This window comes from Microbacterium canaveralium, from assembly GCF_047238045.1.
Lineage (GTDB): Bacteria > Actinomycetota > Actinomycetes > Actinomycetales > Microbacteriaceae > Microbacterium.
The window spans coordinates 2,296,896-2,309,519 of record NZ_JBDFMA010000003.1 but is presented as its reverse complement, the minus strand read 5'-3'; the positions used below and the strand labels follow the sequence as shown (position 1 = coordinate 2,309,519).

Annotated in this window: 6 protein-coding genes; all 6 read left to right on the top strand. The window is 67.0% G+C overall.

From position 1 onward, the window contains the following. Nucleotides 1-19: 19 nt before the first annotated feature. The 6 genes from ABC271_RS11980 (at nt 20) to ABC271_RS11955 (ending at nt 12,605) form a co-directional block, all read left to right on the top strand. On the top strand, nt 20-1,198 hold the full coding sequence (locus ABC271_RS11980) for a substrate-binding domain-containing protein (RefSeq protein ID WP_412925077.1): 1,179 nt from the start codon (nt 20-22) through the stop codon (nt 1,196-1,198). Next, nucleotides 1,198-3,711 carry an ATP-binding cassette domain-containing protein gene (locus ABC271_RS11975; protein WP_412925076.1) on the top strand — a complete coding sequence of 838 codons (2,514 nt, stop codon included), beginning with the start codon at nt 1,198-1,200 and terminating at the stop codon, nt 3,709-3,711. Before ABC271_RS11980 ends, ABC271_RS11975 begins: the two co-directional genes overlap by 1 nt. Nucleotides 3,712-3,765: 54 nt before the next feature. Next, nucleotides 3,766-5,148, top strand: coding sequence for a M24 family metallopeptidase (locus ABC271_RS11970; RefSeq protein WP_412925075.1), 1,383 nt, complete (start codon nt 3,766-3,768; stop codon nt 5,146-5,148). Beyond that, nucleotides 5,148-6,053 (top strand): NAD(P)-dependent oxidoreductase, encoded by a 906-nt coding sequence (locus ABC271_RS11965; protein ID WP_412925074.1) that lies wholly within the window; start codon nt 5,148-5,150, stop codon nt 6,051-6,053. Before ABC271_RS11970 ends, ABC271_RS11965 begins: the two co-directional genes overlap by 1 nt. Next, nucleotides 6,050-6,754: an SDR family oxidoreductase gene (locus tag ABC271_RS11960; protein WP_412925073.1), complete on the top strand. Its 705-nt coding sequence runs from the start codon at nt 6,050-6,052 to the stop codon at nt 6,752-6,754. The genes ABC271_RS11965 and ABC271_RS11960 overlap by 4 nt, the downstream gene beginning before the upstream one ends. A 607-nt stretch (nt 6,755-7,361) precedes the next feature. After that, nucleotides 7,362-12,605: a hypothetical protein gene (locus tag ABC271_RS11955; RefSeq protein ID WP_412925072.1), complete on the top strand. Its 5,244-nt coding sequence runs from the start codon at nt 7,362-7,364 to the stop codon at nt 12,603-12,605. Nucleotides 12,606-12,624: the final 19 nt, after the last annotated feature.

Genomic DNA, 12,624 nt, shown 5'->3' with positions numbered 1-12,624 from the left:
CTCGAAGAGGAGTACCCCCATGATCACCACAGCACCCGCACGGCGAGCCGGTCTCGCCGTCCTCGCCCTCGGCGCGCTCGTTCTCGCCGGTTGTTCGTCCACCAACAGCGCCGGCGGCGGCACGGAAGGCGCCGACAACCTCACGGCCGACATCGCCGCAGGCAGCACCGGCACGATGGAGCAGTTCGCCGACATCTCCGACATCTGCCCCGAAGGCGCCGAGAAGGTGTCGGTCGGTGTCGTGGACGGCTACGGCACCAACACGTGGTCGAAGACCGTTCTCGCCGAGATCGAGAGCGAAGCGGCCAAGTGCGCCGCGATCTCGGGCGTCGAGTTCATCGCCGGTCGCGGCGACCTCGAAGCCACCACCTCGGGCATCACGAGCCTCGCGGCCAAGGGCACGAACATCATCCTGGTCATCCCCGACGCCGGCCCCGGCGAGGCCCACCTGCCCGCCATCCGCCAGGCCACGCAGGCCGGATCCATCGTGGTCAACTTCGCCTCCGACCCGCAGGGCACCGCCGGCACCGACTACCTCGACTACACCGACCAGATCCCCGCGTTCGTCGGAAAGTCCAAGGCGCAGTGGATCGTCGACCAGCTCGGGAGCGCGGGGGGCAACGTGGTCTTCTTCGGCGGCCCCTCCGGCGCCCTCGTCTCGACGCAGGAGTTCGCCGGTGCCAAGGAGGTCTTCGACGCCAACCCGCAGATCACCCTCGTGAACTCCGAGCCGATCTGGACCAACTGGGACCCCGCTCAGGCGCAGCAGGCCATGGCCGGTGTCCTGTCGCAGGGGACTCCCATCAACGCGATCATCGCCGACTACGGCGCATCGGCGTCCGGCGTCATCCGCGCGTACGAGGCCGCCGGTCAGCCGCTCCCGATCCTCACCTCGACCGACGACAACTCCCTCAGCTGCGGCTTCGCCGAGCTGAAGGCGAAGAACCCGGGCTACGAGCTGGCGACCGTCTCGTCGCGCACCTGGATCGGCCGCGTCGCTCTGCGGAAGGCTCTCGCCGCGAAGTTCGGCACGAAGGACGAGGAGCCGTCGCTGTACGAGCTGTCGCTCTTCGAGGACTCCACCGGCAAGACGGCGGGTTCGGTGACCCCCGACAAGGCGTGCCTGTCGTCCGCACCGTCCGACGCGACGCCGTCGACGCTGCTCACCTCTGACGAGATCACGAAGCTGTTCGGCTGATGAACGAGACCCCCACGACCGTGGCATCCGCACTCACCCTCTCGGGCATCACCAAGACCTACCCCGGTGTCACCGCGCTGGATGCGGTGTCGGTCGACATCGCCGCCGGTCGCGTGCACGCCGTGCTGGGCGAGAACGGCGCCGGAAAGTCCACCCTCGTGGGGATCGCGGCGGGGTCGGTGGTGCCGGATGCCGGCACCATCGGCCTCGCCGGGCGCGAGTTCGATCGCATCCGTCCCGCGGAGGCGCGGGAGTCCGGGCTCGCCATCGTCTACCAGATTCCCGCGCTGGCCCCGTCGCTGAGCGTGGTGGATGCCGTGCTCCTTCTGCTCCCGGCCAGCAAGCGCCCCTCGCGTCGCACCGCGGCCGCCTGGGTCACAGCGCACTTCGAGCGTCTGTCGCTGAAGATCGACCCGCACGCCCTGGTGTCGTCGCTGTCGCTTCGCGAGGCGCACCTCGTCGAGATCGCCGCCGCCCTGGCATCCGATCCGCGTGTACTGGTGCTGGACGAACCGACCGAGGCCCTCGGGCCGGAGGAGACCGCGTGGCTGTTCGGTCAGGTGCGCGGGCTGCTCGAGAAGGACGTCGCGATCGTCTACATCACCCACCGGATCCCCGAGGTGATGGAGATCGGCAACGACCTCACGGTGCTGCGCGACGGACGCGTCGTCGGTCGCGGCCTCGTGGCGGACTTCACCGCCGACGAGGTGGTCGAGCTCATCGTCGGGCGGTCGCTCGAGACCACGTTCCCCGACAAGCCCGCCGCCCCTGCGGCCTCGGCGACCCCCGCCCTCGAGGTCCTCGAACTCAGCGGTCCCGGCTACGACAACGTCTCGTTCTCGGTGTATCCCGGCCAGATCATCGGTCTCGCCGGCGTCGAGGGCAACGGTCAGCGCCGCGTGCTCCGCGGCATCGCCGGTGGAGGGGCGACGAGCGGTCGGGTGCTGGTCGGCGGGCAGGAGATATCGACCCGCTCTCGTCGGTCGGCCTCGGCGGCCGGAGTGGTGTTCCTCCCCGGGGACCGCATCGGTGAGGCGATGTTCGGCAAGATGTCTATCCGCGAGAACGCCGTGGCGGGGGCCCTTCGTGCCGCGATGCCGGGCGGGTTCGTCCGCCGCAGCCGCGAGTACGAGCTCACCCGCGAGGGCGTCGCCGGCCTCGCGGTGAAGACGCCGCACTTCGAGGTGCCGGTGTCGGCGCTCTCGGGCGGCAATCAGCAGAAGGTCCTGCTGGCCCGCGGGCGCCTCGGCGACCCGAAGGTGCTGCTCGTCGAGGACCCGACCCAGGGCGTCGACGCCGGCGCCCGCGTCGACATCTACGCGTTCCTGCGTGATCTGGCCGCCTCGGGCGTCGCGGTCGTCGTGCTGTCGACGGATGCCGTCGAGCTCGAGGGCCTGTGCGATCGGGTGGTGGTGTTCTCCCGCGGTCGCGTGCAGACCACGCTCATCGGCGACGACGTCGACGAGCGCGCGATCACGGGAGCGGCGGTGCTGTCGTCCGAGACGGCCTCGGTCGAGGTCGCCGTGCACGCGCGCCGTCCGCGCTCGCGCAGCATCCTCGCCGGCGAGACGCAGGCGGTCGTCCTGTTGGGCCTGGCCGTGGCGTTGTCGGTGGTGACCTCGTTCGTGTCGTCGGCGTTCCTGAGCCCTTTGAGCGTCAGTCAGCTCCTGGCGGCGGCGAGTGTCCTCATCTTCGTCGGCCTCGCTCAACTCGTCGTCGTCATGACCGGCGGCATCGATCTGAGCATCGGGTCGGTGGTCGCCCTGTCGGCCGTGATCCTGTCGTTCTTCGCTCAGCAGGGGATCGGTTTCTTCCTCATCGGCGTCGTCCTCGCGCTCGCCGCGGGAGCCGCGGTCGGCTGGGTCAACGGGCTCCTCGTCACCCGCCTCTCGTTGCCGCCGGTGATCGCGACGCTCGTGAGCTCGATCGCGGTGCTCGGCCTCGCGCAGGTGCTCCGCCCCAGCCCCGGCGGGTCGGCCCGTGCCGACGTCCTCACGACTCTCGGTCTCGCGATCGCCGGTGTGCCGATGATCCTGGCCCTGGCCGTGGCGGTCGCCGTGGTCATGTGGTTCGTCATCCAGCGCACCCGCGGGGGTCGCGCGTTGCGGGCCGCCGGGTCCGACCCGGTCAAGGCGAATCGGATGGGGGTGCGGGTTCCGCGCACGCGTCTGCTCGCGTCCGTCGCCGCGGGTCTGCTCGCGGCCATCGCCGGGCTCGCCGTGTATTCGCGGTCCGGAATCGGCGACGCCAACGCGGCGCAGGCGCTCACCCTCACCTCGGTGACGGCGGTCGTCATCGCCGGCGCCAGCATCTTCGGCGGCTCGGGCTCCGCGCTCGCCGTCGCCGCAGCCGGACTCCTGCTCCAGACCGTGACGAGCGCCCTGGCGTTCCTCTCGCTCGGACTGTCCTGGCAGTACTGGATCCAGGGCGCGTTCGTGCTCTTCGCCGCCGTCGTCCCGCTCGTCATGGTGCTCGTGCGCCGCGGTCGCTCACCGGGAGTGCGGGGCGGCTGACCGTCTCCGCCGACCCGCACACCCACGCAATCCTCTGACCTCAGGAAGGCCATCATGAAGAACACCGGAACCACGGGCACCAACGGCGTCGACTGGGAGGCGCGGGTCGACTTCGACCGCCTCCGCGATGAGCGACTGGCGCGGCTGAAGGCGGAGTTGGACCGCTCCGAGCTGGGCGCGCTGCTCGCGTTCGACTTCTCCAACATCCGCTACATGACCGCCACCCACATCGGCACGTGGGCGATGGACAAGCTGATCCGCTTCAGCCTGCTCACCCGCAATACCGACCCGATCTCGTGGGACTTCGGTTCGGCGGCGAAGCACCACGCGCTGTACAACCCGTGGCTGGACGTCACCTCCTCCGAGATGGATGCCGACCCCCACGCGCCGCACGAGGGCACGAAGCGTCCGCGCCTGGAGTCGGGCGCGCGGGCGGGCATCTCGACGCTCCGCGGAGCGTTCCCGCCGGACGCGGGGATCGCCGAGGAGGTGGCGCGCAAGATCAAGCGGGAGCTCGAGAAGTTCGGCGTCGCCGACCAGCCCCTCGGCGTCGACGTCATCGAACTGCCGATCCTGTTCGCCCTGCAGAAGGTCGGCATCCAGGTCGTCGACGGCCAGCAGGTCTTCATGGAGGCCCGGCGCATCAAGACGAACGACGAGATCCGTCTGCTGACCCAGGCGGCGTCCATGGTCGACGCGGCATACGAGGACCTCTACCGGTTCCTCCGCCCGGGCGTCCGCGAGAACGAGGCCGTCGGGCTCGTTGCCAAGACGCTGTACGACCTCGGCTCCGAGTACGTCGAGGGCGTCAACGCCATCTCGGGCGAGCGCTGCTCGCCGCACCCGCACGTGTTCTCCGATCGCCTGATCCGCCCGGGCGACCCGGCGTTCTTCGACATCCTGCACAGCTGGAACGGGTACCGCACCTGCTACTACCGCACGTTCGCAGTGGGTTCGGCGAGCACGAAGCAGAAGGATGCCTACACCCGGGCCCGCGAATACATGGACCGCGCGATCGCCCTCGTGCGCCCCGGCGCGACGACCGCCGACATCGTCTCGGTGTGGCCGACGGCGCAGGAGTTCGGCTTCGCCGACGAGGAGGCGGCGTTCGCCCTGCAGTACGGGCACGGCGTGGGCCTGTCGATCTGGGAGAAGCCGATCTTCTCGCGTCTGGTGTCGTTCGATCACCCGGAGGAACTGAAGGAGGGGATGGTCTTCGCCCTCGAGACCTACTGGCCGTCCGCCGACGGGTGGGGCGCGGCGCGCATCGAGGAGGAGGTCGTCGTCACCGCGACCGGGTGCGAAGTGATCACCAAGTTCCCCGCGGAGGAGCTGCTGATCGCCGGCCCGCGGTACATCGCCGTCGGCGGTCCGCTGAACAACGAGCGCGACTCGCAGTCGAACCTGAACACGACGTGGGGCCGCGGGGAGGCGTGATGGCGTCGGTCGGCTTTCTCGGCCTCGGATCGATGGGGGCGGCGCTCGCCCGCCGCCTCGTCGACGCGGGCCACGACGTCCACGTCTGGAACCGTTCTCGCGGCCCGGTCGACGACCTCGTGGCCGCGGGGGCCGTGGCCTGCGCGACGCCCGGCGAGGCGCTCGCGCAGCCCGTGTCCTTCTCGATGCTCGCCGACGGTCCCGTCGCGCTTTCGGTTCTGGATGCCGAGTCCGTGGCATCCGCGATCGGCGGCGTCCACGTGAACATGGCGTCGATCAGCCCCGCGGAGGCGGCCGAGCTTGAGCGCCGGTTCGAGGCGGCCGGGGCGCGCTACGTCGCCGCTCCGGTCCTCGGGCGGCCCACCGTTGCTGCGGAGGGCAAGCTCAACGTGCTCGTCGCCGGCGCGCCCGACGATGTCGCCGAGGTCGAGCCGTTCCTGCAGCTGTTCGCCGCCCGCCTGTGGCTGCTCGGTGAGGAACCGTCGACGGCGAATGCGGTCAAGATCGCGGTGAACTACGACATCATCCACGCGATCCAGGCGATCGGAGAATCGGTCGCTCTCGTCGAGGCGCGCGGTGTGGATCCCGAGCTGTTCATCGAAATCCTGACATCCACGCTGTTCGCCGGCGTCGTGTACAGCGGCTACGGCGGGATGATCGCGCGGCAGGCCTACGACCCGCCCGGGTTCGACGTGGCCCTGGGCTACAAGGATCTGCGGCTGAGCGCCGAGATCGCGGGCGAGACCGGGACGCACCTGCCGACGCTCGCCGCGCTCACCGCGGTGTTCGAGCGGGCGCTCGCCGAGCCCGACCTCGCCCGCCTCGACTGGGGCGCGGCGGCCGAAGTGACCCGACGGGGACTCCTGTCGGTACCTGGAGACGAACGAGAAGGAGGTGCGGCATGAGCCGCAGGTATCTGGTGGTAGGGGGTACGTCCGGCATCGGGCGCCAGATCGTCGCGTCGCTCGCCGCGGACGGCCACGAGGTCACGCTCACGGGCCGTGACGCGGCGGCAGCGGAGGCGATAGCCCGCGAGATCGGACCGAACGTCCGCGGCATCGCGGTGGACATCTCCGAGCCCGAAGACATCGCCCCCGCGCTCGCCGACGTGGGCGAACTCGACGGCCTCGTCCTCGCGGCCATCGAACGCGACGCCAACACCGTCCGCGAGTACGACATCGCCCGAGCCCGGCGCCTGGTGACCCTCAAGCTCGTGGGGTACACCGAGACCGTGCATGCGCTGCTCGACCGGCTCGTGCCGGCGCGCTCGACCGGCATCGTGCTGTTCGGCGGCCGCGCGAAGGACGCTCCCTACCCCGGGTCGGTCACGGTCTCGACCATCAACGGCGGCGTCGAGGGTCTCACCACGGCCCTCGCGCTCGAGCTCGCCCCGCTGCGGGTGAACGCCCTGCACCCCGGGATCATCGGTGACAGCCCGTTCTGGGCGGGGAAGCCCGCGGGGGTCCTCGAGGGCTACTCGTCGCGCACGCCCGGCGGCGAACTCGCGACGATGAACGACGTGGTCGAGGCCACCCGGTTCCTGCTGCACAACGAGGGCGTCTCGGCGACCAACCTCTACGTCGACCGGGGCTGGCGCATCACCTGACGCCCGGTCGGGTGAGTCCCGTCGGAACCCCGGTCAGATGGAAGTTCGTAGGGGTTTCTTTGTTGTCAGCCCTGCTGGCCCCTGCTTGAGCGGCTCGTGCCTGGCGACCCAGCACCGGATCGAGCCTGCTGATCGAGATGGGCGCGCGTCTGATCAGAACGCTTCTGACACCGATGCCTAGTTTGTGAATAAGACCGTACGCATGATCCGATCTCCAGCGGTATCGAACGTGATCAATCAGACAGCTTCTCGGCGGGCAATAGAAGGCAATCGACGAGTGGAAGGAGTGCCGTCGGGGTGATTTGAGTGGCGCGGTCTGTGGGAAATCGGCCACGCTGCTTCGGGGCGCGGTCGGACTGCTTGATCGTCGGGAGTCACCGGTTGGAGGATGCCTAAATCCCACTCGGTGGGGGAATGGCGCGTATGCGAAGAAGCGCTTTGCCGGGCGGATTCTTCAGCATGCTGGCGATAATGCTGCGATGAACACGCCTTCCGACGATGAGACGGTCTCGCTGGAGTCCTGATTGCGAGGCTGGATAAAAGACTCCTGGCGCATTGACAATCGTATGTCCAGTATTTCTGGACATGCCGCGGTATCCTGCGTCGCATGGCCACGGCTGATGAAACGCTCCGAGCTACGCTCAGCGATAGTACGTACCGCGTACTGAAGGTTCTCGCCGAGAGCACGGAGTTGCTCTCAGGTCGTAAGGTTGCGATCGCGTCCGGCGTGTCCCCGACCACGGCGAACGGCGCCCTGTCCAAGCTGTCCGATGCCGGATTTGCGGTCTCAAGGAGGTCAGGCAGGGCGACCCTCTGGCAGCTCGCAGTCTCAAACCCGTCGATCAGCGGCTGGCTGGCGGAAGTCATGCCAGCCGAAAGCACACTTTCGACCGGTTCAAGCCCGTACGCGACTGGCGGCGGCGGTGTACGCCTCGAGCACTCGTATGCAGCTTGTCTGATTGCCGGATTTCTCGCTGGCCAAGGGTTGCCGGAGCTCGGAGCCGCTCTGGTCGTGGACTCGATTCGACTTCAGGCGAGCGACCTGAGCGATGTCGATGACATCGTCATTATGGGTCGCGACTCGGACGACGAGATTCACCGCACATCGATCGCAGTACGCAGGAACCCCACCCTTACCGCCAGCGACAGCGCTTCCGTCCCCCTGATCCGCGACTTCCTAGAAATCGTGACGGGGCATTGGCCGGAGCTGTCCTCGGGGCGCTGGCGGCTGGTTCTCGCGGTGTCCACCAGCGCCAACGCCATAACTCAGCTCGCCGAACTCGCGGAGCTCGCACGTTCCCTCCCGAGCGGAGCCGAACTTACGAACCGCCTGACGCAGCGAGGTCGGACCAGCGCGGGTGTTCGCGACCGATACGGCCATGTTCAGAGCCTCGTCCAGCAGGCTTCGAAGGGTCTCTCATCCAATTACGGCTTGAGTGTCGAGGAAATGACCTGGCGCCTTCTTTCAGGCCTTTGGACTAGGACCCTGCGTTTGGAGAGGACGGACCGGGCCGACCGCGCGAGCGCGGTCAACGCCTTACAACAGGTTCTTAGCAACGGCACCGTTGCAGCGGCGGATGCCTTGTTCTCGCGCCTCGAGGAGCTCGTAGGCGAATGGGCGCCGCAGGCGGCGGTGCTCACTCAGTCCGTCGTCCGGCGGAGGCTCGGCGACTACCCGCTCTCGCGCTCCGCCAGATATGCCGCCGCGTGGACCGCACTCGACCGGCTTGCATCGCGCCTCCGTGACTCGATTCGTCCCGCCCTCAGCTCGGGCACCCAGTCGCTGGAGTTCGAGCGTCCCGCAGAGCGATCGCGACTCGTCGAGGCCATGCAGTCCGTAGGAACCTCTGCCGGCGCATTGGTCGTCACCGGAGATCCTGACGTCGGCAAGTCGGCTCTGTCCCTACGAGCCGTTGAAACCCTAGAGGGGGAGGACTCGGCTGTTGTTAGCCTCAGTTTGCGCGACCTTCCGGCAAGTGCGACGGAGTTCGAAAGTTTGCTGGGCGGGTTCGCACTTGAGGATGTCTTGTCGGCAGGAGAAGTCCGATCGGTTCGGCTCCTCCTGGTGGACGGCGCCGAATCCGTGCTCGAGGGCAAGAGTCAGCTATTCCGGACAATCACTGCCGCGGCCTTACGATCTGGATTTGGCGTCGTTGCCGTCACGCGGGCTGATGGCTCCCGCCAAGTCCGAGACGAACTGACACGAGCCGGTGAGCTCGCCGGATCAAACGACTCAGTCGGCGAGCATGTCGTAGGTCCGTTGGCAAATGATGAGCGCCAGGCCCTTCCGAAGACCTTCACGGCGCTCAAGCGCCTAGACAGCGATCCCCGCGCGAGCTGGCTCCTCGGACGGCCGGGGCTTGTCGACGCTCTCCTGCGGAGCGGTGGAGTCCTCGACCCAGCCGAGTTGCTCTGCGAGGCCGATGTGTTCTCAGCAGTGTGGGGAAGGCTCGTTCGTCGAGATGAGGTCCACGCGCCGGGATTCGCATCCCCGGACGACCGCGAACAAGCCGCGCTGAGCGCGGCGAAGCGCACGCTGGATCTCACGGCCGACACGCCTCATGGAACAGGCTCTGCCGAGCTGCGCTCCGCCGGAGTGCTCCGAGTCCCGAACAATCCAGCCTTCTCTCCTGGGGATGAGTTCGCAACCGATCTGTTCCGTGATTTTGCGCTCTGCCGACTCTTCATCACTCGCGCTTGGGAGCCCCTGAGCTCAGCTGCAGCCCCACGTTGGTCGATTCGAGCGGCTCGCCTCGGATGCCAGACGGCATTGCTCGGCCCGAACCGCTTGACCGCCTGGACGGCTCTCGCAACGAAGTTCGGTGAGATTGCGCGTAGCTATGGCGAGAGGTGGTCGGAGGTCCCTTACGAAGCGCTCCTGACACTCGGCGACGCCGAGCACGCCATCCGCGAACTGTGGGACGTGCTGACGGAATCCGACTACGCCGCCCTCGCGACGTTGCTCCGCCTGGCCGATGCCCGGTATGTGACCGCCTCGATCGGCGACGCGTTCGCGCTCGCGCCGCTCGTACAGGTCGCCTTCGTCGAACGACCCAATATCGGGGGGCGTCGACTGTTCGGCCATCGAACCGCTCACGAGGTCGTGCAGGGCCTCGTCCTCGCCTGGCTACGCGGAATGACGAGCGTCCGCCCAGAGCCAGATGCCCTGCGTCAAGCCGTTCGCAACGTCATTCTCGACGACGACCCGCCAGCCTACGACGACTTCACGATCGAGGCGCTCGCGCTGCTGGGCCCCGACATCGACGACCGGGCGGAGAAGTGGCTTCGCAATGTCGCGACCGAACGACCCGGAAACCTCAACCCCGCTGTGGAATCGGCCCTCGTCGCCGTTGGCATGTCACAGGCAAAGCCCAACTTGTTGCTGGATCTCGCCGAGGCCTATTACATGGAACGGCCTGACCCGCGCGATCGCTGGGGTAATCGACTTCTCGATGACGGCATCCGGGACTTCAAGCATGGACTTGGTTTCGGTTTCGGGGCGCCCGGCGCCGCTTGGTATTACGGCCCCTTCTTCAGGCTGCTGAACACGATTCCTGCTGAGACCATCGCCTTCATCAATCGGATGCTCGACCATGCTGCTCGATTCCGAGTTGAGAAGTCCTTTGGCTCCGAAGACGACTCGATCCATCTCGGCGAGACGTCCGGTGTCACGCTGGACTTTCCGGGCATCGGAGAACGTCGCTATGTCGGTGACAGCCACGTTTGGGCCTGGTATCGCGGCTCGACCGTTGGACCGTACGCCTGTATGAGCGCCCTGCTGGCGACCGAGCGATTTTTAGATCATTTGCTGGAGAATCTAGACATTCCGGCGAGAACGATCGTCGACCTACTCCTGCGCGATTGCCACAACCTTTCCGTGCCAGGGTTGCTGCTCGGGTTCTTGACCCGGCATCCGGATGACGCCGGCGATCTCCTTGACCCTTTCCTCGAGAAGCCCGAGATCTGGCACCTGGAGACGTCGCGGGTGGTCGGCGAGCACTTTAGTGTGCGCGACCCGGATGCGGACAAGCTCACGGGTGGCGACCGGCGGAAGTATTCGCCACACGAGAGCGTGGCCACGATGGTGATCAACGCTCGAGTCCGCGGCGACGAAAAGCGCCTAGCCCAGCTGGCGGAGGTCGGAAACCGCCTCGTCACGAACGCAAGGGCGAACTTCACAGGCGCCCAGGGCGAGGCAGAGTACATCGCAATGATCGAGGGATGGTGCGCGGAGTTCCGATTCGACAACTATCGAGCGCGCCCGAGCTCTGACGGACTGCTCATTGAATTTCAGCGTCCTACCGAAATCGAGCAGATTCTTGCACCGGGCAATCAAGAACTGCAGACTGTCAACAGGCTCTACGAATTGCAGAACCGGTACGGGATATATAACGGAGAGCCTGAGAACTGGCCAACTGAGGCACTTCAGCGCGACCTGGTCACCGTTCGCCAGATGGACGATGAGAACGCCGTCCCTCAAGACGTCTATGGTCCCGGGAGCGCAGTAGTGGCGGTCGCCGCCGCCGCCGTGCACGCCCACGCCCTGGGGTCGGCGACCTTGGATTCGTCCGACCTGGTCTGGGCTGCCGGTGCGGTCATGGGGGCAGCCGAAAACCCGCAGATCGACGGCATGGACTTCAGTGGATCGATGTTCTCGACGGGGGCAGACCGAGCGGCCTCCGCGTCGGTGCCATTGCTTCTGCTCTCTCCTTTCGATCACCTGGACATCGACCGGTCGCGAGTCGAGGGTTGCCTCCGATCGCTCGGGACGAGCCTTTTCGACGAGGTCCGTGCAAACTATGTGAACGGCTGCGAGCCTGTGTGGGCTGCCCCATGCGACATCGACGAACGAGTCGGCCGATGTCGTCGGCACTACCTCGCGTGGGCCGCAGCGACAGCAGGTCTGAGCGATTGCAAGCTCGGTCCCTGGGACCAGAGAACGCAGCGGCGGAAGCCGGAACTCCTGCCGGCGCCGTTCAGTCAGTCGCTGCCGGGTGTCGCCGAGGACGAGCTCCTGGTTAACCGCCTCCGCATGCCCTTGGCATGCATGGTAGATGCTCGTCGCGTTCCATGCCTGCAGAATGCCGTTGACGAGCTATGGACGCCCCTGTGGGATGCCCATCGCCGAGGCCTCATGCACTGGTGGAAGGAAGGGTACGACCACCATGAGCACATCACCCATCCACCGATCGCTCGGCGAATGGTCGAACTCGCCCTGAACGGTGACCGCGACTCCGTTCGATCGCACATCCAGACATTCGCTGCCGACTCAAACGCTCTCCACCTGCTCTTTGACGGATTCGCAACCGTGTTTACGTACGAGGAAGACCGTCGTCGGCACATGGCCGATTTCTGGCCATGGGCACTGGAGATCGCACTCGACACCGTTGGCGATGGAACGGCACTGCGCGCAGAGCACCACTGGTTCGACTACATGACCGCGGCGCTCCTTCCCACCCCGAGTCCACGGTCATCGGACCCTGATATTGACGGAACTCTGACGGCCTGCCGGGAGAGCTGGCTCCAGCCCGACGCTCTCGGCGGCCTCGCTGATCGCTGGCTGCGACTCGCACGCTGTGAGCCAAAGGCTGTCGACGCCGTGATCAAGTTCGCGAGATCGGCCCCGATCGAATGGCAGGTGACCGTCGCCTTCAGCTGGATTGAGACGATCATCGACGGCCGGTTCGATCTGACCGCGAACCGCCTTTGGTACCTCGAGGAATGGCTTACCGAGCTCCGCAATCGCGGTGCGATCGTTGGTGACGTCAAGCGTCAGTATCACCGAATCGTGGACGGACTCGCTTCGGCCGGCGACCGGGTCGCGGTCAGACTCCAACAGCTCGATGAGTAGACAACGGGACCGGCGGCAC